The sequence below is a fragment of the Variovorax sp. KK3 genome (assembly GCF_001984055.1).
Lineage (GTDB): Bacteria > Pseudomonadota > Gammaproteobacteria > Burkholderiales > Burkholderiaceae_C > Variovorax.
On record NZ_LYVO01000024.1, the window covers coordinates 53653 to 77669 of the forward strand.

The window sequence follows — 24017 nt, forward strand, 5'->3', positions numbered from 1 at the left end:
TTTGAAGCAGGCAGGGCGTTTCAACGCGCGGGGGGCTGTGGCTGCGCGGTGTCGGTGGAAATGCACAGCGAGAGCGCGGCGAGCGTGTCGCTGCAGGGGCTGGGCGCGGGTGCAGGCGGGGCGGTCTGTGCCACTGCCGGTTCGGTTGCGGATGCGGCTGCTGCTGCGGAAAGCGCCGGTGCCGTCTGTGGCGTAGCCGGCGGGTCTGACAGGCCCGAAAGGCCCGAGAGGCCCAGCGCCTGGGCGGCCTGCTGCGCCGCGTCGACGGTGGGTTCACGATCGCGCGGCCCGCGTTCTTCTCGCGGCACCTGCGTGGCGGCGGCGAGGGCAGGCGCCGCCGCCGCGACTGCGCCGGCCGCCATCCCTTGCACCGGCATCGGCTCCGCCTGCGGTGCCTGCTCGGCCCTGGCCACCGGCTCCTGCGCCCGTTCCGGCTCGTCGCGCTGGCCGGGCTGCACGTAGCCGATCACCAGCGCGAGCACCGACAGCACCAGCGCAGTGCCGATCGCCGCGGGTTTCACCAGCAGTTCGGCCAGCCGCGACTTCGGCGCGTGCGGCTCCACGGTGATCACGGCCGGCAGGCCTTCGGGCCATTCGAAGGCGGCGGGGCCCAGCAGCGCGGTCTCGGGCTCCGGCGTGCCGCGCGGGGCCTTCGGCGCAGCGAGCACGGACGGCATGCTGGCCTTGCGCCGGCTACGGGGCTGCGGCTGCGCCACCGCATCGATCGAGAGCTGCGGCATCGGCGCCACGGCACTGTCGGCCGCGTGGCTTTCGACTGCCGTCACGCCGACCAGCGCGGTCGCCGCCTCGGCCCCCATGGCGGCTTCCTCACCGCCGCAGTAGGGGCAGAAACGCACCACGCCGTGCAGCGGCTTCGCGCAATGCCTGCATGCCATCGGAGACGCCCAGTCCAGGTCGGTCGTCGTGTTCGCCATGGTCGTTCAGGGTTCGATGCGCCAGCCGGCCAGGCGGCGCTTGTCGGGGTGGTGGAGGTACAGGTGGCCTGCGTACACGAAGGGCCGCGTGGCCCAGGGCCTGGACATGCGGGCCATCCAGAACTGCACGTCCTGCTCGCCGCCCTGCAGTTCGAAGGTGGCGGTGCAAGTCTCCGAAGACGCGAGCAGGCCGTCCACGGCCCGGGTGTGCGGCACGCGCACGCACAGCACGGTCGATGCGGAGGTCGATTCCATCAACGGGAAGATCACTTCGTCCGCCTCGGGCGGCATGCACTCGTCGGGCTCGAACCAGGGCGCGAGCCGCAGGCGCGTGTCGAGCTGGAAGCACGATGCGCCCGTGCTCAAGCGTGGCGAACTCGCGGGCCGCAGCTCCGGCTCGGCCAGGCCGAGCTGGACGAACACGAACTGCGCCGCGTCGCCCTCGGCCCGCACGCATTGCTGCCAGAGGTTGCCGGTGCGCGACAAATACGGGCTGCCCATGTCGAGGCATGGCGCCAGGCCCGTGGGCCAGGGCAGGAAGACGGCGCGCGGCGTGGCGCCGTCGCCTTCGCGATCGACGAGCAGCTGGCCTTGCGATGCCATCCACACGATGCGCCGGCAGTCGGCGAGCGGGCGGACCCAGGCCGTCTCCGCGGCATCGATGGCCAGGCCTTCGATGCGGCGCAGTTCGTTGCTTTCGGGATCGAAGGCATGGATGCCGAGCCGGCCGTCGTTGTCCAGCATCGGCACGCAGACCGCGCCCTGCCACAGCATCGGCGCGCCCAGGCAGCGTGTTCCCACGGTCTTCACCTCGCAGGTGCGGCCGATCAGGTTGATGAAGACGATGGCCAGCCCGGCATCGGTCGGCAGGAAGACGCGGGCGGCGCGCTGCGCGTCCTCCACCGCCAGGCCCCAGGCCTCTTCACCGAGCGCGCTGGGCGCCAGCGCCTGCGTGCCGCTGGGCCGCAGCGCCTGCCAGCGTTCGGAGTTCGGCAGCCAGTGGTACAGCTGGCCCTGCGCCGGGTCGACGGCGATCAGCCGGCTGTCGCAGGTGCCGAAGGCACCGACCAGAAACTGGCAGTGACCGGCCGGCGGCATCGGCATCTGGTGGTCCGGCGGCGACTCAGGTGTGAGCGTGGGGCGCAGCGCGAGGTGCGTGTTGCTCAGGCGCAGGCCCTGCGGCGCGTCCGCCGCGGCGCCATCGGCGCCGAAGGGCGGCAGCCACACCTCCCGGTCTGCCGTGCGTGGCTCCTGTAGCGCCTTGCCCGTGAGCGGAGAGAACTTGAAGGTGCCGGGGTAGAGCGCCACCGGCCCGGCGATGCCGTCCTTGGCTTCGATGCTGACCCGCGCACCCACCAGCGTGGCCAGATCGAACGGGTTGCACGCCGGCGGCGGGGCGCCCAAGCCCTTGTAGTCAGCCAGATCGAAAGCGCCCGTCGCCGGGTCGCGCGACCAGATCTGGTCGCCCATTGCCCAGCGCTCGTTCTGTAGAGCCGACGTCAGCCATGTGGACATCGAGCCAGTGTAGGACTGGTCTGGCGGGTTGTGTGCGAACGAAAGTAGTATTTCTCTTGGCTAGGGGACGAAAGAGAAAACTGCCGCCATCAAACAGCGATCATCGAACGAGCAATGGCCTTGTTGCGTTCAAGCGCGCTCTCGGTTGCCTCTGTGATCTGATTCGAGGTCTGGTAGGACGTATACAAATCAATTTCGGTCAAAGTTCGGTTTTGCTGCATCGCTATTTCGATTTCATTGATCACAACTTGAGATTTGGGCAGCGCGTTACCGCGCTCCTGAGTCTCATCCCATATAGCAAGCTGAAGGCGCCGTAGTGATTTGTTAGCGGCAATTGCGTTGCAGAGCTGGATCGACGTCGATTTGGAAATAGGTTGTAAATTGAAGTTGAATGCTTCGATAGGAGGGCTTGTCGCCAGCCATTTAGCGATCAAGAGGAGTTCACCTTCATCTTTGACGGTGCAGGCCAGAAACTTGATCGCAGCGTCTTCGAGGCAGGCATTTAGGTCGGAAATCGAGTCTTTTGAGTTTTTCAGGACATGAATGACGATCATCATCGTCAGAAGCGTCTGCTCAGAAGTCGGAAAGGTACCAGTTTCAAAGAAATGTTTGATCTGGGGGTCGACAGCGTGATCACGACATTGCGATGCCAACTTATAAGCACTTGATGGCGAGTATGCGTTCCTTTGTGCCGCGGCCTCGAGGATGGCACTACCTTCTTTGGAAAAATTATTGCCACTCGTCGAGATGAAAACTGGGCTCAGTCTAAAAATAAGGCATTCGGCCAATTTTTCGACCGCGCCATCTCCAAGATTGCAGCTGTCGAGGCGAACCGACCGAATGCTTGCGTTGTGCATCAGCACATCAGCCAGGATCTTCGCACCTTGATCGTCACCGATTTGTTTGCCAGACAAATCGAGGTGAGTCACGTTCCACCGCTCCAGTACCTCGCCGACCAATTTAGGAAATTCTCGCTTGAGTGCCCAGCGCACAAAACGGTTCACCTCGTTCAAATGCGTCTTGGGGTCGAGGTAGCCAACTTTCATCGAGGCACATTTTCTCTGTTCATCGGGCGATTTTTCGTAATAATCGCTGACATATCGCTCTGGAAACAACATTTTTTCGACCAAGCTGCGATCCCCTGGAGATTTTGGATCGCAGAAAGAATCGAGATAGTTTGTTACCCCATTTTTCTTGATGAAATTAACATGGTTTGGTGTAAGAAAATTAGCCAGCGATGAATCCGGGAATGGAGCGCTGTTTAGATTTTGAGTATTGGGTCGTGAGCGCTCGACGGTCGTTGAAAACATGATCGGGTAGATGGTTGAATGACCGCACTTAGTTGCCAGAACATTGCGTTCGTTCCATTTGCCAATCTGAGATCGCGCACAGGTCTACAACCGCGGGCAAGCGACGGCATCCGGAATAGTGCTAGCCAAAAAGCGGCAGCAATTTCAAGCGCTGTACCTTGCCCGAAGGCCCGCGCGGCAATTCGTCGACGAATCGGTAGTGTGCAGGCGCCTTGTAGCGCCCCAGCGCATCGGCGCACCAATCGCGCAGTTCCTGTTCTCCCGCGCTCGCACCCGCGCGCAAGATCACCGCTACCCCGATCTCCTGCCCGTAGTGCCGATCCGGCACACCCACCGCCGCCGCATCGCGAACCGCTGGGTGCGCCAGCAGCGCCTCGTCGATTTCCCGCGGCGCGATGTTTTCGCCGCCTTTGATGATCAGTTCCTTGATGCGCCCGGTGACGAAGAAGAACCCATCCGCATCGCGGTGCCCGAGGTCGCCGGTGCGAAGCCATCCGTCGGGCGTGAAGCTGGCGCGCGTGGCCTCGTCGTTCTTGTAGTAGCCGCGCATCACGTTGGGCCCGCGGATCACGAGCTCGCCGGTGCTGCCGTCGGGCACCTCGGCCAGCGCGGCGTCGACCACGCGCGCCTCGCATCCGGACGCACGGCCGACCGAGCCGAGCTTGCGCGCGGCGGGGTCCATGGGGTTCGAGAACGAAGGGGCGGCCGTTTCAGTGAGGCCCATGGTTTCGACGATGCCGATGCCGAACATCTGCTCGAAGGCACGGTGATGTTCGGGCGGCAGCGCGGCCGAGGCCGAGCGGCAGAAGCGGATGCGCGCGCAGGCCGTGGCATCGGCCGGCGCCGGCTTTCCGCCTTCGAGCAGATAGGAAATCATGGTCGGCACCACGTTGATCCAGCTGCACTGCGCCTGCGCGGCCTGCGACCAGAAGCGGCCGGCCGAGAACCTGGCCGGCATCGCCAGGCTTCCGCCGTGCGCGAGCGGTGCCAGCATGGTCACGGCGAAGGCGTTGATGTGATACAGCGGCAGCACGGCCAGCACGCGGTCGTCCGGGCCCAGGCCGTGCTCGGCGCTGATGGCATGCGCGTTGGCGGCCAGGTTGCCCTGCGTGAGCATCACGCCCTTGGGCATGCCGGTGGTGCCGGAGGTGTACATCAGCAAGGCCACGTCGTTCGCATCGGGCGCCGCCGCTGCCGACACGGCTTGCACATCGGCCTCGCCGGGCAGCGCGGCCGCGTCGGGCTCGACCACCAACAGCGACACCGGCCTGCCGATGTCCTGCAGCAGGGCGCGCACACGCTCTTCCCACTCCGGCGCGACGCACACCAGCCTGCAGTCGGAATGCGAGAGCACGTAGCGCATCTGCTCGGGCTGCGACAGCAGGTTGACGGGGTTCACGCACAGCCCGGCGTGCATCGCTCCGAGCAGCAGGCGCAGCGTCTGCAGGCCATTGGGCATGACCAGCGACACGGTGTCGCCGGCCTGTACGCCGTGCTGGCCCAGCACCGCGGCCACGTTGCGGCAGCCGCGTGCCAGCGCGTCGAAGCGGATGTGCGCGTCACTTTCGGTGGACAGCGCGTACACCGACTGTGGGCGCTGTCGAGCCTGCGCTTCGATCAGCGCGTAGACCGTCTGGGCATTCATGTTCGACCTCCCGGGCTTGTCATTCGACGCGCGTCACGTCGAGCCGTGCTTGGCGAAGAACTCGCCGAAGATTTCTTCCTGCGTCGGCACGCGCTCGGGAATGGGCCGCGAAATGCGCGTGATGTTCAGGTAGTGCCGGTAGTTCATGTTCTCCGAGAAGTTGTTGCGGCCCCAGGTGCCGCAGCCCATCGACAGCGAGAAGGGCAGGCCGTTGTTGAAGCTGCCGCCGGTGGCGATGGCATGGGCCTGGTCCACGATGACGCGCGACACCGGCAGGTGTAGGCCGAGCTGCATCGCCCGCTCGGGCTTCGTGCTGTGCAGGCCCACCGAGTGGCCCGCGCCCTGGTGGCCGTAGATGCGCTCGACCGCGGCGGCCGCCGCATCGAAGTCGGGCACGGCATAGAGCGCCAGCACGGGGCTGAGCTTCTCGCCCGAGTAGGGGTGGTCGTTGCCCACGCCGTCTTCGTCGACCATCAACGCGCGCGGCTTGCCCTCGGCGATGGCAAGCCAGCCCGCGCGGCCGGCGGAGTCCTGCGCAGCAGCGCGTTCGGCAATCTCGCGCGCCGACTTGCCGATGACTGCCGCCGAGAGCTTGCCGTCGGGCCACATGAGTTGCTGCAGCGTCTTCTTCTGCGCCGCATCGAGCAGCACCGCGCCGCGCTCCGCGAGCGCCGCGAGCAGGCGAGGGCGGATCGCGTCGACGATGACCAGGCTGTTCTCCGACGAACAGCTGGTCGCGTTGTCGAAGGTCTTCGATTGCATGATGCGGTCGGCCGCGAGCGCAGGGTCGGCCGTTTCGTCGACGATGCTCGCCACGTTGCCTGCGCCCACGCCGAAGGCCGGCGTGCCGCTGGCGTAGGCCGCGCGCACGTTGGCCTGCGAGCCGGTGGCCACCACCAGGTCGCACAGGCGCATCAGCTCTGCGGTGGAGGCCTTGCTCACCGGTGAAGGCAGCAACTGGACCAGGTCGCGCGGCGCGCCGATGCGGTCGAGCTGTGCGTGGATGAATTCGATGAGCCGTGCGGCCGTGCCCCAGCCCTTGGGCGAGGGCGCCACGATCACCGCGTTGCGGCCCTTGAGCGCATTGATGATCTTGTTGGCCGGCGTCGCACCGGGGTTGGTCGACGGCGTGACGGCGCAGACCACGCCCACCGGCCGTGCGATCTCGACGATGCCGCGTGCCGGGTCTTCCGCGATCACGCCGACCGACTTCGCGCCTTTCAGGTCGCGCAGCAGGCCGAAGGTCTTGCGGTGGTTCTTGGCGACCTTGTCCTCGAAGTTGCCGACGCCGGTGTCGGCAACGGCCAGCTCGGCCAGCTCGCGGTTGCGCTTCGGTTCCATGATGGCCCAGCCGGCGGCGGCCACGGCCATGTCGACCTGCTCTTGCGTCCAGCTGTCGTAGATGCGCTGGGCCGCGCGCGCGCGGGCGACGAGTTCGGCCACCGGGCCGCTTGCTTCGGGGGATTCGATGTGTGCCATGGGGTTGATATCTCGATGGGAGCGGATTCAGTCCACTCTGATGTTGGCTTCTTTCGCCAGCTTGTTCCAGCGCACGAGCTCGGTCGACACCACCTTGCCCAGCTGCTCCGGCGTACCGCCCACGCCTTCGCTGCCTTGCGCGAGCAGCTTGTCGCGGATCTCCTGCTCGCGCACGACGGTGTTGACCACGCGGTTGAGTTTGTCGATGGCCGCCTTGGGTGTCTTGGTCGGCACGAACATCGCGTACCAGGAGTCGACCTCGAAGTCGGCGATGCCGGCTTCCTGCATGGTCGGCACGTCGGGGAAGGCCGCGCTGCGCTTGGTGGTCGACACGGCCAGCGCCTTGAGCTTGCCGGCCTTCACGAACTGCGCGGCCGCGGGAATGGACACCCACAGCAGCGGCACCTGCCCGCCCATCACGTCGGTGACGGCCGGGCCGCCGCCGCGATAGGGCACGTGGGTCAGCTCGGTGCCGGTGCGCAGCTTCATGAGCTCGCCTGCGAGGTGCCCCGGCGAGCCGTTGCCCACCGTTGCATACGACAGCGTGCCGGGCTTGGACTTCGCCAGCGCCACCAGCTCGGCCACGTTGCTGGCCGGGAAGCTCGGGTTGGCCACCAGGATCTGCGGCAGCGAAGCCACCATGGCCACCGGTTCGAAGTCCTTTTGTGTGTCGAAGGGCAGCTTGGCGTAGATGGCGGGGTTGATGGTGTGCGACGACAGCGTGAACAGTACCGTGTAGCCATCGGCCGCCGATTTGGCCGCGACCTCGGTGCCGATCGAGCCGGCCGCGCCGCCGCGGTTGTCGATCAACACCGGCTGGCCCAGCTGCTGCTGAAAACGCTCCTGCACGATCCGCGCGATCACGTCGGTGCCGCCGCCGGGTGGGTAGGGGACGATGAGCTTGATGGGTTTGGTGGGGTAGTCGGTGACGTTGGCGCCGTTGGTGTTGCTGTTGGCGTTGTTCTGGGCCTGTGCGGCCAGGGGCAGGGCGACGGCCGTCGTGAGGATGGCGGCGTGCAGCCAGGGGGCGAATCGAATCATTCCAGTCTCCTTCTTTGGGGTGTCGTGATCGTCGTCGGCCCCGGGCCCACCCGGTAGCCCAGCGTGGCGCTGGCATCGCGCGCGCAGGCCATGACCTGCTCCGCGAGCCCGCGTGCCTGGGTGCGCGCGAAGCGGATCGAGGGCACGCTCATGCCCAGTGCTGCGATCGCCTCGCCGCGCGCATTGAAAACCGGCACGCCCAGCCCGCACACGCCGAGCCGCCATTCTTCGCGGTTCTCGGCGTAGCCGCGCGCGCGGGTGCGTTCGAGTTCGGCGTGGAGCGCGTCGTAGTCGGTGATGCTCTGCGGCGTGTGTGCCACCAGCGCGCCGAGCCGGGCGCGCAGCGCGTCGACATCGAGCCGCTCGGCCGCCAACAGCGCCTTGCCCGAGGCGACGCAGTAAGCGGCAGCACGGCCGCCGACGCGCGAGTAGGCAGCGACCGGCAGCGGGCTGTCGAACTTGTCGAGGTAGACGATCTCGGCGCCGTCGAGAGATGCGAGGTGGATCGTCTCGCCCGTCGCGCGGGCCAGCGTTGCCAGGTGGGGCCGCAGCAAGGCACCGATGTCCGCCACCTCCGACACGAGCGCACCCAGCTCGAAGAGCCGCAGGCTGGGCCGGTAGGCGCTGGTGGCCGGGTCTTGCACCGCCCAGCCGCATTCGACCAGCGTCTGCAGCGTGCGATGCGCATTGCTGCGCGCCATGCCGAAGGCCTGGGCCAGGTCGGTCACGCGGCAATCGCGCTGCTGGCGAACCATCCATTCGAGGGCGGCAAGGCCCTTGGCGAGCGTAGAGTCCATGAAGACTGTTGTTCTAAATAATGGAACAACGTTCGTGAATATGGAACAACTTTAGGTGCAGGGTGCGTCCGTGTCAACCGGGTTTGCCGGTCGCCTTCATTGCGAGTGCCCGTGCCGCGCGTGGAACCACGAGAGGGCGGGTGTTACCCAGGCGGGTACAACCACTTCAGCGGCACCCCACCGTTACACGTCATTCATGAACCCGAAAAACATTGCGCCTAGGGCATTCGGTCTTTGGCCGAACCGACCGGGGGAGTCTCCGCCTGAAACCGTCGAAGGTGACCGTTCCGATCTGATCGCTCCGTCGCAACTGGAGCTGAAAGACCGTTCGTTCCAAGATTCCAGCGATGACGACGCGTTCGATGGCACACGGGGGTACCTGTTCTACTGGTATCTTCCTTCGGACATGGGCCTCGTCTTGCCGCAGAACGACCAGGGGGATTGGCTCGCAGAAAGAGGGGAAATGCGCTACCCCGATCCCATGGAGGAGCCTGCGCATGCGTACTTGAGCGTTCAGCTCTCTGGCCTTGACGATCCGCGTGCGAAGCTGGGCGATGAAGAGCCCTTGCGCAAGCGGCTTCGCATCGACCCGCCTCCTTACGAAAACGAGACCGGGCATTGCCCCGAGACAGAGCGACCGCCTCGCCCAGAGGTCTACACGCGTACCAAGGTAAAGATTCCGCTGACTGGCAAGATCGTCTTCGGGACAACCACGCGGCATGTCCCAATGCCGCCGCGGGCAGATCGCTTAAATGTTCAAGAACCGCCGAGGCCGCTCGATCGAGCGTTGCCTCAAGGCACAGATGCCGGGCGCGATCCCGGCAATGTGATGCGTGACCTCCTCGTACACGCCCTTCATGAATGCGTGCTGCATCCGACGCAATGCGCCATGAAAGACGTGGCAGACAGCCTGATTCAAAGGCACACGAGCACCGAAATGTTCGACTACGCGCGCGGCCTGAACGAAGGAACCGCCAACGCGATGTTGCGTCTGGCAACACGCGTGGCTCCACACAGCGAGAAAGCCGGGCAGTTCCTCATACTGCTATATCTGTACTCGGGGTTAAGACCCACGCTGGAACATATGACGACCGTGGAAGGCCTTCGCCCAAAGACCTGGTTCCGTGAATTGGACTTCTGGCGACATCGCTGCACGGACAAATGGAACAAGGGGCGCCACGACACATCAAGCGATACAGCCCAGCGAATGAACGCGATCTATGCGGGCTATGGCTGCTCGTTGTCGCCGCTTGTGCTCGCCGCCGACCGCGTGCTCGGTCTACACACCACCCGCCACGACCTGCGTTAAGCATTCGATAAGGCCGGGCTCGCATCATCGCGAGCCATGGCGCACAGCACCGCGAATGCCGGCAAGGCCCCCATCGGGCGCCTCCGCAAAGAAGCCGACCTCCCGGCCCGGCATGAGTTTCAACACGTCCTCGTGTGGGACGCACCGACGCGCGTCGTCCAGGGGCTGATGCTCGCCTGCCTCGCAGGTGCTTTTGCGACAGCCGGCGAGAACGGGTCGCCGCTGCTGCATGCGAGCTTCGGCTGGACCCTCGCCGGCCTCGCCGCGTTCCGCATTCTCTGGGGCTTCATCGGCACACGCCATGCCCGCTTCGCAAGCTTCGTCAAGGGCCCGAAGGCCGTGGCCCGTAGCCTGCGCGACCTGCCTCGGGGCTGGGCAACACGTCACGTGGGGCACAGCCCGGCCGCCGCGGTTGCGGTCGTCACCTGGCTGCTGACGCTTTTGCTGGTCTGCGCCACCGGCGCGGGCCTCGGCCTCGATGCTGCACCTGCATGGCTGCAGCCCCTGCATGAAGGCGCGGCCTACACCGCGATCGTCTTGGCCGGCCTGCAGCTCGCCGGCAGCGTGTTCGGCTGCTGGCGCGCCGGCGAGAGTCCGCTGCAGGCGTTGATGCGCGGCACCAAGCCAGGCTCGCCGCAGGAGGCCATTCCCGATGCATGCCGCGGCGTTGCGTGGCTCGTCGTGGCCGCGGTGCTCGGCTACTGGTGCTACCGGTGGGTGGGTGTCGACGATGTCCCTGTGCTGCGTGCGCCGATGGCCGCTGCACAGCCCGGTTCGTCGCGATGATCGGCGGCCCATCCGTTCAAGTTCGCTTTATTCCTCATGCGCATTCTTCTTGCGGAAGACGATCATCTGCTGGGCGACGGCCTGCGCGCCGGCCTGCAGCAACTGGGCTTCCAGGTCGACTGGGTTCGCGACGGCCGCGCCGCCGAACACGAACTGCTGGCCCACCCCTACGCGGCCGCCGTGCTCGACCTGAGCCTGCCCGTCAAGGACGGCCTGGACGTGCTCGCCGCGATGCGCCAGGCGCGCGTGCTGCTGCCGGTGCTGGTTCTCACGGCCCGCGATGCTGTCAGCGACCGCGTGCGGGGTCTCGACCTGGGGGCGGATGACTACGTGGTCAAGCCGGTCGACCTGCAGGAGTTGGCGGCGCGCCTGCGCGCGCTGGTGCGCCGCTCGCATGGCCAGCCGCAGGAGTGCCTGGCGGCACACGACGTGGTGCTCGACCCCGCCGCGCGCGCCGTTCACAAGGCAGGCGCGCCGGTCACGCTGTCGATCCGCGAGTTCGACCTGTTGCACACCCTGATGCTCAACGCCGGCCGCGTGCTGTCGCGCGAACAGCTCGAGCAGCAGCTCTACAGCTGGGGCCGCGAGGTGGAAAGCAACACCATCGAAGTCCACGTGCACCGGCTGCGCCGCAAGCTCGGCAACGCGCTGATCCAGACCGTGCGCGGCGTGGGCTACGTGCTGATGCGATCCCCCGATCCCGCATGACGCGGCGCGCCTATTCGCTGCAGGCCCGGCTGGCCTGGCTGGTGCTCGGCCTGCTGGTCGCGGTCTGGAGCGCGATGGCCGCCATCACCTGGTTCGACGCGCGCCACGAGGTGGAAGAGATCCTCGACAGCCACCTCGCCCAGGCGGCCGCGCTGGTCATGGCGCAACAGGACGCCGCCAGTGCAGAGCGTCGCATCGACACGCCCGCGCTGCATCGCTATGCCTACAAGACCACGATCCAGGTGTTTCGCGAAGGGCGCCTGGTGCTGCGCTCGGCCAACGCGCCGATGGCGCCGCTGCTGGATGTCGCGGGCAGCGGTGCGCAGGAGTTCAGGACCCTGCGCATCGACGGCCGCGTCTGGCGCGTGTTCGCCGTGCGCGATGCGGCGGCGCGACTGGAGGTTTACGTGGGCGAAGAAGAGGACTCGCGCAACGCGATCCTCTGGGCCGTGCTGCGCAGCACCTTGTGGCCGCTGGTGGCCGCGCTGCCGCTGCTGGTGCTCGCGGTGTGGTGGGCCACGCGGCGGGGCCTGCGGCCGATGCGGCTGCTCGGCCGATCGCTGGTGGAGCGCCGGCCCGATGCGCTCGACCGTGTGCGCATCGACGCCGCGCCGTCCGAGATGGTGCCGATGATCGATGCGCTCAACGCCCTGTTCCAGCGCATCGAGCGCCTGCTGGAGGCCGAGCGTCGCTTCACCGCCGATGCCGCGCATGAGTTGCGCACACCGATCGCGGCCATTCGCACGCATGCGCAGGTGGCGATGAACGAGGCCGACGATGCGCGCCGCCGCCATGCGCTGCAGGGCATGCTCGACGGCTGCGACCGCGCCGCGCGCCTGGTCGAGCAGATGCTGGTGCTGGCGCGCCTGGAGACCGACGCCATCCCCGAGGACCAGCCGGTCGACCTGTGTGCCGTGGCGCAAAGCGTGCTGGCCGAGATCGCGCCGCGCGCGCTCGCCAGGCGGCAGGTGCTGGCGCTGGACGCCGACGGCCCCTGCGTCGTGCGCGGTGATGAAACACTGCTCGCGGTGCTGGTGCGCAACCTCGTCGATAACGCGCTGCGCTACAGCCTGCCCGGCGCACGCGTGCAGGTGCGCATGGCCTGTTGCGAGGCGGGCGCCAGCCTCGTGGTGGAAGACGAAGGGCCAGGGCTGGCCGCCGCCGACTTGCCCCGCCTGGGCGAGCGCTTCTTTCGCGCGCTGGGCAGCGAGCAGACCGGCAGCGGCCTCGGCCTGTCGATCGTGCGCCGCATCGCCGCGGCCCACCGCATGACGCTGGAGATCGGCCGATCCGCATCGCTCGGCGGGCTGGCGATCGAGTTGAAGAGCCAGCCGGGCAAGGTGGCGGAGGGCGCTTGATCGACGACGCCACGCCTTCCGCCGTGCGCCACATCCTGTGCATGAAGTGGGGCCGCAAGTACGGCCCGGAATACGTCAACCGCCTGTACGCCATGGTGAGGCGCCATCTGTGCGGCAGCTTCCGCTTCGTCTGTCTCACCGACGATGCGCAGGGCATTCATCCCGACGTGCAATGCCTTCCGATCCCATCGCTCGACCTGCCGCCCGGTAGCCCCGAGCGCGGCTGGACCAAGCTCGTCAGCTTCAGCGCCGACCTGCACGGGCTGCGCGGCACCGCGCTCTTCCTCGACCTCGACGTGGTGATCGTCGGCAGCCTCGATGTCTTCTTCGAGCAGCCCGGCGAGTTCCTGATCATCCATGACTACAAGCGCCCATGGCGCGTGACCGGCAACTCGTCGGTGTACCGCTTCGAACTCGGCGCGCACCCGGAGGTGCTCGCGCATTTCCGCGCGAACTGTGCGGCGGTGCGCGCGGCCTTTCGCAACGAGCAGGCCTATCTCTCTGCCTTCATGCACCGCCAGGGTCGACTGGCCTACTGGCCGGCCAGCTGGTGCCCGAGCTTCAAGTACCACAGCATCCCCGCGTGGCCCGGCAACTACTGGCGCGCGCCGGTCGTGCCGGAAGGCGCACGCATCGTGATCTTCCATGGCGAGTGCAATCCGCCCGACGCGCTCGCGGGGCGGCGCAATCGGCGCTGGCGCTTCATCAGGCCGGCGGGGTGGGTGGCCGAGCATTGGCGCGATTGACGCTGTCGTGCGAGGCCGCGCGCGTGGCCGGCGCGCCGGAACCAATGTGCGGGCGCAGTTACAGACCAGCCCTCTAAAGAACAGGGCGGCAGCGACCGCACAAAACCCCAATGAGACCTTGTCCACCTTCCGCGCGCGGCGCGTTGTACTTCCAAACCAGGCAAGCAGAACACGGACAGCGTAGTGGCACCGACTGTTCGCGCGCCGAGGCTCCATGCGTGCTGACGCAGCATCAAGATGAAGATCAAGAGCAGGACGCGCGGTGGGACGATTCGCGTCGTGACTTCGCCCAACTGTCCTTCAAGCGCAACTTTGATGTGTTCAGCGTTCTTCCGTCGCACACCGAGCACTTTTTGCCGCCCGAAGACCTTGAAACGCTGCCATTCTCGTTGCGTCTTCCGCCACTGCCGTCGAGTGATCACTCGACGCCGCATGGCCCACATTTAGACAGCGCGTTGCCGTGGGGGCCTGTCGCACCGAGGCAGCGAGTCGATTCAGGCCACGGTCCCGGAGTGCACTCGATGCGACAAATCGACCAGCAGGTCTGCTGTCCTGAAGGAAGCTTCATCGGTGCGTCGGCAGCTTCGATATTGAAGAAGGTAACGAGTCACCAGGCTAGACGATCGGTGCGCTATGTCGACAGAATGGAACGAAGCCCGGCGCCGAAGGCATTGAGCGAGGCGTTGGCCCTTCACCCGGGCATTTCGTCCGTGGGACCGTTCAAGCAACTTGCCGAGGCTGGAGATTGGAGCGCGATGGTCGAGCATTCGTACACGCTCGACAGCAGAGACGCGGAGAAACTTTTGAGCTTGTCGGATCGCTGGCGAGCCTCGCACCGTGACGCTTCGAGAATACTCGCACTGCTCTATCTCTTCACGCCTTGGGCTCACAAAAGGTCGGCTGCTCGTCTGTCTGCATTGCTTCCAAAGGCGTGGCCATCGGCGCAGGAGGAATGGCGAGATGAGTGTGTCAAGTTTCGGCTGGCCCTCGCTTTCTCTGGCGAGCGAGAGGCGATCAACCAGCTGCTTCTGGATCGCTTTGCGTTCAAGACTGTGCAGACCGCCACCCTCTCGTCCGCGGCGGAAGGTGATATTGCGCAGACCGGCCATCAGACACATCAGGAGCGCCCGAGGGGTAAGCACATCCCCGTGCATTCAGCCTACACGTGGCACACGTCCGATTCGAGATCCGGGGTAACTCAGTATGAGTTCCGCACGTCAAGTCTTGGCGACTGACGCTGCGTCCGACAACAACCCGACTACACCTTGAAGCCGGAAAGCCCCCATGAACATTCTTTCGACTGCCAGCAGGCCACAGTTGCCTCTGTCCCCTGAGCTCAAGCCGACCTTCGCCGATTCGCGGAAGCACGTCACGCACACGGACGAACATCATCCCAGTCTGCAAGCGGACAACCACGTGATCGCGCTCGTGGCTGCAGACTCGCCGTCTGGCTGCCCGGGGTCGGCTGACCCGACTGAAGGAACGAGGCTTCCAGAGGAATACGAGGACCTGTTCCAGTTTCTTCCATCGTCGACGCTTCAGTGGGTGCTGAGCCAAGCCCCGCACCACGTGCTGGCACACGGCGCGGATTTGCCCGACAAGTTGCCGTTCTCTCCGTTGATTGCCTATGACCCGGAAGGCTTTGCCGCCTATGGATTCGTGCAGCACGCCTTCGAAAGGTCTGGTCGCCCATCGTCAGGGCATTCCACTGAGATCATCGATGTTCGCATTGAGCCGCCTTCCCACGAGCCCGAGTCGGTGGTCAGTTCTGGGCACAACGCCGCTGATCTACCGCCTGTCTTCCCGCTTGCCTTCGAGCGGACCACTGGCCTTCGAAAGAAGGCAACTCCGGTGCAATCCAAACCAGAGCCCGAGCCCAAGCGGCGGCGCACGGACCCACTGCCGTCGACTCGAGACGACATGCTGCCGAGGGATGTGCTCGATCTCCTGAATGCAGCCTTATGGAAGCACAGCGCGACTTCCTTTCTGATTAGTAAGTTGAGGGGAGCGATCTCGCTCGAAGAGATGGCCTGTCTCGTGAGACCTTTAAAGCGTTGCGTCGCTGATCCACTGCTGGTTTGGGCAGAAAAGCATCAGAGCACTGATCGACTCGCATCTCAGATGATGGCGACGCTCTTCGCGCTCACCGCGCATTTGCCGGGCAGACAATGCAAGGTCTGGTTGCCGGACGTTTTGCCTCCCGTATGGCTGCCGGAAGTGGAGCATTGGCGCAGAGACTGCCTTATTTCGCGCTTCGGTTCAATAAACGTAACGCGTGAGCGTGCCGCCTTCAACAAGTTGCTTTTCGAGCGCTACATGACGCCTGAGGAAAAACTTGCCTGGGGCATGGGTTGCCCACCATTCAACTTCCAGGGCGTCGCTAAGTTCCTGCAGAACGCTGGCGTGTAGCGCGCCGCGACTGCATCAAACCCACGTTCACTCCGTACCAGCCCTTCCTCACGCCGCGTTCTGTCAGGAAGCCCGCCCACCGCGAGTCTCCCCAGTCCCAACCCGTTTTGCATGAGGAACTGGTTCTCAACAGCGCGAACGCCGAGGGCGAGAGTTCGCAGCAGCGCTCGCTCGGCGAACACCCCGCATGCGCAAACTGCTCATGCGCTATGCCTATCAATGGCAAGTCAAGTAGTCCATGGCCGTCCTGAGCACGTCTTCGCGCGCCAGCCAAATCTTTCAGCGAACACGAGCGTCTGCGAGCAGTTCGATCAGATCGCCGAACGCGGCTTGCCCGCCGAGCGCATTCAAGTCCAGCACGTGGCTACGGCTGTAATAAGGACTGAGGTCCAGCCCCACGCCGACGCCCGCGATGCCGATCGCGCCTTGTTGCTCGTGCCGCGCCACCACGTCCTGCAGGTGATGGTCGAGGTAGTGCGCGTCGTTGGCCAGGTTCGTCGCGCTGTCCATGGGCGATCCGTCGGACACCACCAGCAGCCGCTTGCGCGATTCGCTGCGGGCCATCAACCGCGCGCAGGCCCAGTCCACGGCTTCGCCGTCGATGCCTTCGCGGAACAGGTCGGCCTTGAGCAGCGCGGCGATCGATTGGCGTGCGCGACGCCAGGGTGTCTCCGCGTCCTTGAAGACGATGTGGCAGCGCTCGTTGAGACGGCCCGGATGTGCTGGGCGGCCGGCGCGCTGCCAGTCGCGCCGCGCGCGGCCGCCGTTCCAGGCGCCGGTGGTGAAACCGAGGATCTCGCTCGCGATGCCGGCTTGCTCCAGTGCACGCGCCATCACGTCCACCAGCATCGCGACAGACTCGGCGTGTTCCTTCATCGAGCCCGAGCAGTCGATCAGAAAGCCCACGACGCAGTCGGCCACCGGCTCCATGCGTTCGGTGCGGAACAAGCGCCGCTCGGTGGGCGAAGCCACGAGCTGTGCAAGGCGACGGCCATCGATGTGGCCTTCTTCCTGCGCGTTGTCCCAGCCCTGCCGCAGCGGCTCGGCGAGCAGGGCCTGAAGCGCGCGTGAGAGCCGGGCCAGGTTGAGGCCCTGCGAGACGATGCGCCGGTCCAGCCGCTCGCGATACTCGACCAGCAGCTCGCGCCGCACCAACGTGGCGGCGTCGTGTTCGCAGTCGTAGGCCGTGGTGAACACGCGATAGCCGGCGCCTTCGCCTTCGAGCAGGGCGCTGCGGCCCGACTCGGCAGCCGTGTAGTGCTCGACGACTTCGCGGTCCATGTCGGCGACCAGGCTGAAGATGTTGCGGCGATCGTCGGTGTCGGCTTCGTCTTCGCCCGCTTCGTCGTCCGCTCGCGTGTCGTCCGGGCCCGCCCCGTGCAGCATCGCCGCGACGGTTTTCGCGATCTCCAGCGCATGCACCGCATAGGCCGCCTGATCGGCGCGGTCGCGACGCAGACCTGCCAGCTGGTGGCCGATGTGCGGGGCCAGGCCGAAGCGGGTGGCTTCGAGCATGTCCTCGGTCTCTTCCACCACCTGTTGCCCGCACACGCGCGCACGGCAGATCTGCGCCACCGCGTAGAGCAGCAAGCCGCGCGCGGTGTCGGTCAGGCCCGAATGGTGGAAGCCCAGCGACCAGGCCTCGTGCCGGTGGCGCAGGTTGCGTTGCATGCCCGGCATCGCATCGGGCGCGAGCGACTCCACCCGAAACTGCTCCAGCATCTCGAACAGCATGCGCTCCACCGGCTCTTCGGGGCGCAGCGTCGCGTGCAACCCGGCGTCGGATTCGCGCAGCCGTAGCGCCAGGCCATCGGCCGTGCCGCGGAACGAGGCGAAGTCGTCCGTGTCGGGGGACGGGTGCAGGTGCGGCGCATACCAGGGCAGGGCGCGCCGCCCGCGATGCAGGCGCCGGCCGCGGAAGTGCAGGTCGCTCTGGCCACTGAATGCGCGCACGAAGCCGGCGCAGAGTTCGTCGACTTCCTGCGCGTGCCGTACCTTGCGCTGCGCGTCGGTCATGGTGAATGCCGCCTCAGGAGTCCGACAACTGGTGCGATTCCTTCAGCTCCAGGTCGAAGCAGCGCTGAAAGTATTCGGCCACCAGCGGCCGCTCGGCCTCGTCGCACTTGTTCACGAAGGACAGGCGCAGCGCCAGCGCCGGGTCGCGGAAGATCTCGACGTTCTCGGCCCAGGTGATGACGGTGCGCGGCGACATCAGCGTCGACAGGTCGCCGGCCGCGAAGCCCTTGCGGGTGAGATCGGCCACCGCCACCATCGCCCGCACCATCGCATGGCCGGCCTCGTCGCGCATCGAGGGCACGCGGGCCCGCACGATGGCGATTTCTTCCTCGGCCGGCAGGTAGTCGAGCGAGGCCACGATGTTCCAGCGGTCGATCTGCGCATGGTTGAGTCGCTGCGCGCCGTGGTACAGGCCGTTGAGGTTGCCCAGGCCCACCGTGTTGGCAGTGGCGAAGAGCCGAAAGTACGAGTGCGGCCTCAGCACCCGGTTCTGGTCCATGAGCGTGAACTTGCCGTCGCGCTCCAGGATGCGCTGAATGACGAACATCACGTCGGGCCGGCCCGCGTCGTACTCGTCGAAGATCAGCGCCACCGGCCGCTGCAACGCCCAGGGCACGATGCCTTCCTGGAACTCGGTGACCTGCTGGCCTTCGCGCAGCACCACCGCGTCCTTGCCGACCAGGTCGAGCCGGCTGATGTGGCCGTCGAGGTTGAGCCGCACGCAGGGCCAGTTGAGCCGCGCCGCCACCTGCTCGATGTGCGTCGACTTGCCGGTGCCGTGCAAGCCTTGCACCATCACGCGCCGGTCGCGCATGAAGCCGGCCAGGATGGCAAGCGTCACGTCGGGGTTGAAGCGGTAGACCTCGTCGACCTCGGGCACGTGGTCGTCGCGCTCGGCGAAGGCGGGGGCCATCATGTCGCTGTCGATGCCGAAGACCTCGCGCACGCTGAGCAGGCGGTCGGGGCGGAGGGCGGTGGTGTCGTTCATGTCAATGCTTCCGGTCTGACACTCTCTGCGGGAGGGAGAAGGGTATTGGCTCCCTCTCCCTCTGGGAGAGGGCGGGGGTGAGGGCACCGGGCAGTCGCAACCGGCGCGCGCGTGCCATCGCTGCATGCCCTCACCCCAACCCTCTCCCAGAGGGAGAGGGAGCGAAGTCCGAGGCATCGATTTCGTCGTCCGCATCGATCCGCGACAGCGCCAACGCCGCGCGCTGCAACGCAGGCAGCAGCCTCTTGGCCTTCTCAGTGTCCATCCGCATCACCGGTGCCTGCACCGCGATGCACAGGTTCGAAGGCCCGCTCTGGCTCGGCACCAGCGCTGCGATGCACAGCAGGCCGGGCAGGAACTCTTCGTTGTCGAAGGCGAAGCCCTCCTTGCGCACGCGCTGCACCTCGGCCTCGAGGGCATCCAGATCGGTCAGCGTCTTTTGCGTGTAGGCCTCCAGCGGCGCGTGGGCCAAGAGCCGCCGGCGCTGCGCAGGGCTCATCTGCGCGAGAAACACCTTGCCGCTCGCCGAGCAATGCACGGGCACGCGCGAGCCGGGGTGCAGGTAGAAGCGCAGCGGCGCCGCGGTTTCCACGCGGTCGAGGTACACCACCTCGCTGCCCGCCAGCGCCGTGAGGTTGCAGCTTTCGCCGATCTCTTCGACCAACTGGCGCAGCACCGTATGCCGCGCGCCATGGTGGCTGTCGTTGAGCAGCAGGTTCTCTGCCAGCCGCCGCAGCCGCGTGCCGATGCCGTAGAGCCGGCTGTCGCCTTCGCGCTGCAGCAGGCCCGCCGTCTCCAGCTGCTGAAGCATGCGGTGCAGCGTGGGCTTGGGCAGGCCGGTCGCCTCCACGAGGTCTTGCAGGGCATAGCGCTGGTCCTTGGCGGCGATCACCTCCAGCAGCGCGAACAAGCGCATCGTGGGGGTGTCGCCGTTCAGCTCGGCGACGTCGGGTTTGAGTCCATTGACGACTTTCATGGCCGGGATCATAGTCGTTTCAACAAAAAACGGGACAAAACGTACCGATTTTTGAAATTTGTTTGACTCCACCGGGGCAGAGCCCTATATTTCGCCGAAGCGAATTCCGGAACCATCGGTTCCATCTTTTGAAGATTTCGATCAACCGACAGAGCAACCGCCTCACCCTCGACCCAAGGAGACCCAGCCCATGACCAAGCAACCCCCCGCCACGCCCGTCCGCACCGCCGTCACCGGTGTGCAGAAGATGACGCCTTCCGAGGCCTTCGTCGAAACCATGGTCGCCAACGGCGTGACCGACATGTTCGGCATCATGGGCTCGGCCTTCATGGACGCGATGGACATCTTCGCGCCGGCCGGCATCCGCCTGATTCCGGTGGTGCACGAGCAGGGCGCCGGCCACATGGCCGACGGCTATGCGCGCGTGTCCGGCCGCCACGGCGTGGTGATCGGCCAGAACGGCCCCGGCATCAGCAACTGCGTGACCGCCATCGCGGCCGCCTACTGGGCGCACAGCCCGGTCGTGATGATCACGCCCGAGACCGGCACCATGGGCATGGGCCTGGGCGGCTTTCAAGAGGCCAACCAGCTGCCGATGTTCCAGGAGTTCACCAAGTACCAGGGCCACGTGAACAACCCGAAGCGCATGGCCGAGTACACGGCGCGCTGCTTCGACCGCGCCATCTCCGAGATGGGCCCGACCCAGCTCAACATCCCGCGCGACTACTTCTACGGCGAAATCGAATGCGAGATCCCGAAGCCGATGCGCATCGAGCGTGGCTCGGGCGGCGAGAACAGCTTGAACGCCGCAGTCGAGCTGCTGGCCAATGCCAAGTTCCCGGTCATCCTCTCGGGCGGCGGCGTGGTAATGGGCGACGCGGTCGAGGAATGCAAGGCCCTGGCCGAGCGCCTGGGCGCACCGGTGGCCAACGGCTACCTGCGCAACGACTCCTTCCCGGCCAGCCATCCGCTGTGGGCCGGCCCGCTGGGCTACCAGGGCAGCAAGGCCGCGATGAAGCTGATTGCGCAGGCCGACGTGGTGCTGGCGCTCGGCTCACGCATGGGCCCCTTCGGCACGCTGCCGCAGCACGGCATGGACTACTGGCCGAAGAACGCCAAGATCATCCAGGTCGAGGCCGAGCACACCAACCTGGGCCTGGTGAAGAAGATCACCGTCGGCATCCATGGCGACGCCAAGGCCGTGGCCAAGGCGCTGCTCGCACGCCTGGCCGATGCGAAGCTGGCCTGCGACGCCACCAAGGCCGAGCGCGCCGCGAAGATCAAGGAAGAAAAGGCCGCCTGGGAGAAGGAGCTCGACGGCTGGACCCACGAGCGCGACCCCTACAGCCTCGACATGATCCAGGAGGCCGAGAAGGAAGGCGGCAACTGGCTGCACCCGCGCCAGGTGCTGCGCGAACTCGAGAAGGCCATGCCGCCGCGCGCCATGGTGTCCACCGACATCGGCAACATCAACGCGGTCGCCAACAGCTACCTGCGCTTCGAGGAGCCGCGCAGCTTCTTCGCGCCCATGAGCTTCGGCAACTGCGGCTACTCGCTGCCCACCATGATCGGCGCCAAGCTGGCCGCACCCGACCGCCCGGCCATCGCCTATGCGGGCGACGGCGCCTGGGGCATGAGCATGGTTGAGATCATGACCTGCGTGCGCCATGACATCCCGGTCACCGCGGTGGTCTTCCATAACCGCCAGTGGGGCGCGGAGAAGAAGAACCAGGTCGACTTCTACAACCGCCGCTTCGTCGCCGGCGAACTGGAAAGCGAAAGCTTCGCCGGCATCGCCAAGGCCATGGGCGCCGAGGGCATCGTGGTCGACAAGCTCGAAGACGTCGGCCCCGCGCTCAAGAGGGCGGTCGACATGCAGATGAACCAGGGCAAGACCACGGTCATCGAGGTCATGTGCACCCGCGAGCTGGGCGACCCCTTCCGCCGCGATGCGTTGGCCAAGCCCGTCCGCTTCCTCGACAAGTACAAGGACTTCGTCTGAGCGGGGCTGGAAGAAGACATGGTCTCCGCGGCATTGCAGCTGCCTGAAGAGGTGGCTGCGCATCCGAGACACCCGAGGCTCGACGCCCTGGTCGCCCGCGCGCGCGAGCGTGCGCGGGCCGGGCGGGTGCGCATCGGGCTGGTCCATCCCTGCGATGCGGCTGCGCTCGAGGCCGCTGCGCACATCCGCGACGAGGCGCTCGCGCAGCCGGTGCTGATCGGCCCGCGCGAAGCCATCCTTCGCGCGGGCGAGGCGGCAGGCATCGACGCGCTCGGCTTCGAGATCATCGACTGCAGCGACGACGCGCCCGAGAGCGCGCGCCGCGCCGTCGCGATGGCGCGTCAGGGCGTGGTGGGCTCGCTGATGAAGGGCTCGCTGCACACCGACGAGCTGATGTCGGCCGTGGTCGACAAGCAGATCGGCCTGCGTACCGAAACCCGCATCAGCCACGCCTTCGTGTTCGACCTGCCGCGCTACCCCAAGCTGCTGGGCCTGGCCGACTGCGTGGTGAACATCTCGCCGACGCTCGACACCAAGCGCGACATCCTCGGCAACGCGATCGGCTTGCTGCGCAAGCTCGGCATCGTGCACCCCAAGGTCGGCATCGTCGCCGCCGTCGAAACGGTGAACCCGGCCATTCCGGCAACGGTCGATGCGCAGGCATTGGTGGCCATGGCGCAGGCCGGCGCCTGGCCCGGCGCGGTGGTGGAGGGGCCCTTCGGCTTCGACAACGTGATCTCGGCCGAAGCCGCGCACATCAAGAAGATGGAGTCGCGCGTGGCCGGCGATGCCGACCTGCTGCTTGTGCCCGACCTCAACGCCGGGAACATGCTCTACAAGAGCTTTACCTACATCGGTGGAGGCGAGTGTGCAGGGTTGGTGCTGGGTGCGCGTGTGCCGATCGTGCTGACGTCGCGGGCGGATTCGGTGGCAGCGCGCATCGCCTCGGTGGCACTTGCGGTGCTTGCCGCCGCCGAAACCTAGCGCTCCATGGTCGCGCCGGCCATGCAGAAGTCGATAAACGCCTCCAGCGTCCGACTCGGCCGGCGCTCGCGGTGCTGCACGATCGACAGCGCCCGCGAGTTCTTCGGCAGCGTGGTCTTCAGCTCCACCAGCGAGCCCGCAGCCAGTGCATCGGCCACGGCATAGCGCGACATGCAGCCGATGCCCACGCCCGACGCCAGCACGCGCTTGATGGCGTGGCTGCTGCCCAGCTCCAGTTCGACATCGAGCGGGCCGACGCGGCGGGCCAGCCAGTCCTCGGTGGCTTCCCGCGTGCCCGAGCCTTCTTCGCGCAGCACCCAGCCGGCCTCTGCCAACTCGCGCACGCCGACCATGCGCCCGGCCAGTGCATGCGTGGGTGCGGCCACCACCACCATCTCGTCGCTGAGCCAGCGGCGTACCGACAGGTCGGGGTGCGTCTGCCGGCCTTCGATGAAGCCCACGTCGGCGTCGAAGCCCACCACCGCCGCGATCACGTCGCTGGTGTTGCCGATGATCAGGCGGGCGCGGGCCTGCGGGTTCTGCTGCTTCCAGCCGAGCACGATGCCGGGCAGCAGGTATTCGCCCGTTGTGAAGCTGGCCGCGATGCGCAGCGGCGCCTGCTGGTCGGTGAAGAACATGGCCTGCACCTCGGAGGCCTGGTCGACCAGCGACACCGAACGGGCGAGCAGGGCGCGACCGTTTTCGTTGAGCACCAGGCGCCGGCCGATGCGGTCGAACAGTTGCGTACCGAGCACGGCCTCCAGGTCGGCCAGCGCAGCGCTGGCCGCCGACTGCGAACGCGCGATGCGCCCGGCGGCCGCCCGTGTCGAGCCGCCGCGCGCGGTGGCGGCGAACACTTCGAGCTGGCGCAGCGTCAGGCGAAGACGGTGGTCGGCCTTGTCGGCTTTGCCGGCTGTGTCGGGCTTATCGGATTTATCGCTCATGGTGAACTGAATTAGCGGCTTTTTTGTTCAGCGCCGCAACCCTATCATGGCTGCGGACACCCACGAACA

General features: G+C 66.5%; 20 protein-coding genes. 9 read left to right on the forward strand and 11 right to left on the reverse strand.

Annotated features, from left to right (window positions below; genetic code table 11):
- Positions 1-20 precede the first annotated feature (20 nt).
- From B0W80_RS13930 to B0W80_RS13960, 7 genes are all read right to left on the reverse strand, one after another.
- Positions 21-935, reverse strand: coding sequence for a hypothetical protein (locus B0W80_RS13930; protein ID WP_076999740.1), 915 nt, complete (start codon positions 933-935; stop codon positions 21-23).
- A 6-nt stretch (positions 936-941) separates the two neighbouring features.
- The gene (locus tag B0W80_RS13935; protein WP_143684615.1) at positions 942-2450 is read right to left on the reverse strand and encodes a hypothetical protein; all 1509 of its coding nucleotides are present in this window, start codon (positions 2448-2450) and stop codon (positions 942-944) included.
- Positions 2451-2539: 89 nt separating this feature from the next.
- On the reverse strand, positions 2540-3760 hold the full coding sequence (locus tag B0W80_RS13940) for a hypothetical protein (RefSeq protein WP_143684616.1): 1221 nt from the start codon (positions 3758-3760) through the stop codon (positions 2540-2542).
- A gap of 121 nt (positions 3761-3881) precedes the next feature.
- The gene (locus tag B0W80_RS13945) at positions 3882-5405 is read right to left on the reverse strand and encodes an AMP-binding protein (protein ID WP_076999743.1); all 1524 of its coding nucleotides are present in this window, start codon (positions 5403-5405) and stop codon (positions 3882-3884) included.
- Positions 5406-5438: 33 nt separating this feature from the next.
- Entirely contained in the window at positions 5439-6884 is a 1446-nt protein-coding gene (locus B0W80_RS13950; protein WP_076999744.1) for an aldehyde dehydrogenase family protein, read from the reverse strand.
- 27 nt (positions 6885-6911) lie between these two features.
- Entirely contained in the window at positions 6912-7925 is a 1014-nt protein-coding gene (locus tag B0W80_RS13955) for a tripartite tricarboxylate transporter substrate binding protein (RefSeq protein ID WP_076999745.1), read from the reverse strand.
- Positions 7922-8722: an IclR family transcriptional regulator gene (locus B0W80_RS13960; RefSeq protein WP_076999746.1), complete on the reverse strand. Its 801-nt coding sequence runs from the start codon at positions 8720-8722 to the stop codon at positions 7922-7924. Before B0W80_RS13960 ends, B0W80_RS13955 begins: the two co-directional genes overlap by 4 nt.
- 196 nt (positions 8723-8918) lie before the next feature.
- On the opposite strand from B0W80_RS13960, the gene B0W80_RS34910 reads away from it, so the two are divergent.
- The 7 genes from B0W80_RS34910 to B0W80_RS13995 all read left to right on the forward strand — a co-directional run bounded on the left by B0W80_RS34910 (position 8919) and on the right by B0W80_RS13995 (position 16038).
- Positions 8919-10031, forward strand: coding sequence for a hypothetical protein (locus B0W80_RS34910; RefSeq protein ID WP_143684617.1), 1113 nt, complete (start codon positions 8919-8921; stop codon positions 10029-10031).
- Between the two features lie 36 nt (positions 10032-10067).
- The gene (locus B0W80_RS13970; protein ID WP_076999748.1) at positions 10068-10817 is read left to right on the forward strand and encodes a cytochrome b/b6 domain-containing protein; all 750 of its coding nucleotides are present in this window, start codon (positions 10068-10070) and stop codon (positions 10815-10817) included.
- A gap of 36 nt (positions 10818-10853) precedes the next feature.
- Positions 10854-11525 (forward strand): winged helix-turn-helix domain-containing protein, encoded by a 672-nt coding sequence (locus B0W80_RS13975; protein ID WP_076999749.1) that lies wholly within the window; start codon positions 10854-10856, stop codon positions 11523-11525.
- Positions 11522-12883, forward strand: a complete 1362-nt coding sequence (locus tag B0W80_RS13980) for an ATP-binding protein (RefSeq protein WP_076999750.1) — start codon at positions 11522-11524, stop codon at positions 12881-12883. Before B0W80_RS13975 ends, B0W80_RS13980 begins: the two co-directional genes overlap by 4 nt.
- 41 nt (positions 12884-12924) lie before the next feature.
- Positions 12925-13629, forward strand: a complete 705-nt coding sequence (locus B0W80_RS13985; protein WP_256856573.1) for a glycosyltransferase — start codon at positions 12925-12927, stop codon at positions 13627-13629.
- Between the two features lie 218 nt (positions 13630-13847).
- Positions 13848-14864, forward strand: a complete 1017-nt coding sequence (locus B0W80_RS34915; protein WP_143684618.1) for a hypothetical protein — start codon at positions 13848-13850, stop codon at positions 14862-14864.
- Between the two features lie 49 nt (positions 14865-14913).
- A complete protein-coding gene (locus B0W80_RS13995) occupies positions 14914-16038 on the forward strand; it encodes a hypothetical protein (protein ID WP_076999753.1) in 1125 nt (374 codons plus the stop codon).
- A 279-nt stretch (positions 16039-16317) separates the two neighbouring features.
- Here the strand turns inward: B0W80_RS13995 and B0W80_RS14000 are convergent, their stop codons facing one another.
- The 3 genes from B0W80_RS14000 to B0W80_RS14010 form a co-directional block, all read right to left on the reverse strand.
- On the reverse strand, positions 16318-18054 hold the full coding sequence (locus B0W80_RS14000) for a cobalt chelatase (RefSeq protein WP_076999754.1): 1737 nt from the start codon (positions 18052-18054) through the stop codon (positions 16318-16320).
- 13 nt (positions 18055-18067) lie between these two features.
- Positions 18068-19042 (reverse strand): AAA family ATPase, encoded by a 975-nt coding sequence (locus tag B0W80_RS14005; protein WP_076999755.1) that lies wholly within the window; start codon positions 19040-19042, stop codon positions 18068-18070.
- 130 nt (positions 19043-19172) lie between these two features.
- A complete protein-coding gene (locus B0W80_RS14010; RefSeq protein WP_083745384.1) occupies positions 19173-20030 on the reverse strand; it encodes an IclR family transcriptional regulator in 858 nt (285 codons plus the stop codon).
- A gap of 178 nt (positions 20031-20208) precedes the next feature.
- On the opposite strand from B0W80_RS14010, the gene xsc reads away from it, so the two are divergent.
- Together xsc and B0W80_RS14020 are read left to right on the forward strand one after the other, a co-directional pair.
- Positions 20209-22020: a sulfoacetaldehyde acetyltransferase gene (gene xsc / locus B0W80_RS14015; RefSeq protein WP_076999756.1), complete on the forward strand. Its 1812-nt coding sequence runs from the start codon at positions 20209-20211 to the stop codon at positions 22018-22020.
- An 18-nt stretch (positions 22021-22038) separates the two neighbouring features.
- Positions 22039-23004, forward strand: a complete 966-nt coding sequence (locus B0W80_RS14020; protein WP_076999757.1) for a bifunctional enoyl-CoA hydratase/phosphate acetyltransferase — start codon at positions 22039-22041, stop codon at positions 23002-23004.
- On the opposite strand, the gene B0W80_RS14025 is transcribed toward B0W80_RS14020, so the two are convergent.
- Positions 23001-23948, reverse strand: a complete 948-nt coding sequence (locus B0W80_RS14025; RefSeq protein ID WP_076999758.1) for a LysR family transcriptional regulator — start codon at positions 23946-23948, stop codon at positions 23001-23003. The genes B0W80_RS14020 and B0W80_RS14025 overlap by 4 nt on opposite strands.
- Positions 23949-24017: the final 69 nt, after the last annotated feature.

What these genes read in the sequence shown, in the direction of transcription:
- B0W80_RS13930 (WP_076999740.1), bottom strand. Translation starts at nt 935, where the DNA reads ATGGCGAACACGACGACCGACCTGGACTGGGCGTCTCCGATGGCATGC.
- B0W80_RS13935 (WP_143684615.1), bottom strand. Translation starts at nt 2,450, where the DNA reads ATGTCCACATGGCTGACGTCGGCTCTACAGAACGAGCGCTGGGCAATG.
- B0W80_RS13940 (WP_143684616.1), bottom strand. Translation starts at nt 3,760, where the DNA reads ATGTTTTCAACGACCGTCGAGCGCTCACGACCCAATACTCAAAATCTA.
- B0W80_RS13945 (WP_076999743.1), bottom strand. Translation starts at nt 5,405, where the DNA reads ATGAATGCCCAGACGGTCTACGCGCTGATCGAAGCGCAGGCTCGACAG.
- B0W80_RS13950 (WP_076999744.1), bottom strand. Translation starts at nt 6,884, where the DNA reads ATGGCACACATCGAATCCCCCGAAGCAAGCGGCCCGGTGGCCGAACTC.
- B0W80_RS13955 (WP_076999745.1), bottom strand. Translation starts at nt 7,925, where the DNA reads ATGATTCGATTCGCCCCCTGGCTGCACGCCGCCATCCTCACGACGGCC.
- B0W80_RS13960 (WP_076999746.1), bottom strand. Translation starts at nt 8,722, where the DNA reads ATGGACTCTACGCTCGCCAAGGGCCTTGCCGCCCTCGAATGGATGGTT.
- B0W80_RS34910 (WP_143684617.1), top strand. Translation starts at nt 8,919, where the DNA reads ATGAACCCGAAAAACATTGCGCCTAGGGCATTCGGTCTTTGGCCGAAC.
- B0W80_RS13970 (WP_076999748.1), top strand. Translation starts at nt 10,068, where the DNA reads ATGGCGCACAGCACCGCGAATGCCGGCAAGGCCCCCATCGGGCGCCTC.
- B0W80_RS13975 (WP_076999749.1), top strand. Translation starts at nt 10,854, where the DNA reads ATGCGCATTCTTCTTGCGGAAGACGATCATCTGCTGGGCGACGGCCTG.
- B0W80_RS13980 (WP_076999750.1), top strand. Translation starts at nt 11,522, where the DNA reads ATGACGCGGCGCGCCTATTCGCTGCAGGCCCGGCTGGCCTGGCTGGTG.
- B0W80_RS13985 (WP_256856573.1), top strand. Translation starts at nt 12,925, where the DNA reads ATGAAGTGGGGCCGCAAGTACGGCCCGGAATACGTCAACCGCCTGTAC.
- B0W80_RS13995 (WP_076999753.1), top strand. Translation starts at nt 14,914, where the DNA reads ATGAACATTCTTTCGACTGCCAGCAGGCCACAGTTGCCTCTGTCCCCT.
- B0W80_RS14000 (WP_076999754.1), bottom strand. Translation starts at nt 18,054, where the DNA reads ATGACCGACGCGCAGCGCAAGGTACGGCACGCGCAGGAAGTCGACGAA.
- B0W80_RS14005 (WP_076999755.1), bottom strand. Translation starts at nt 19,042, where the DNA reads ATGAACGACACCACCGCCCTCCGCCCCGACCGCCTGCTCAGCGTGCGC.
- B0W80_RS14010 (WP_083745384.1), bottom strand. Translation starts at nt 20,030, where the DNA reads ATGATCCCGGCCATGAAAGTCGTCAATGGACTCAAACCCGACGTCGCC.
- xsc (WP_076999756.1), top strand. Translation starts at nt 20,209, where the DNA reads ATGACCAAGCAACCCCCCGCCACGCCCGTCCGCACCGCCGTCACCGGT.
- B0W80_RS14020 (WP_076999757.1), top strand. Translation starts at nt 22,039, where the DNA reads ATGGTCTCCGCGGCATTGCAGCTGCCTGAAGAGGTGGCTGCGCATCCG.
- B0W80_RS14025 (WP_076999758.1), bottom strand. Translation starts at nt 23,948, where the DNA reads ATGAGCGATAAATCCGATAAGCCCGACACAGCCGGCAAAGCCGACAAG.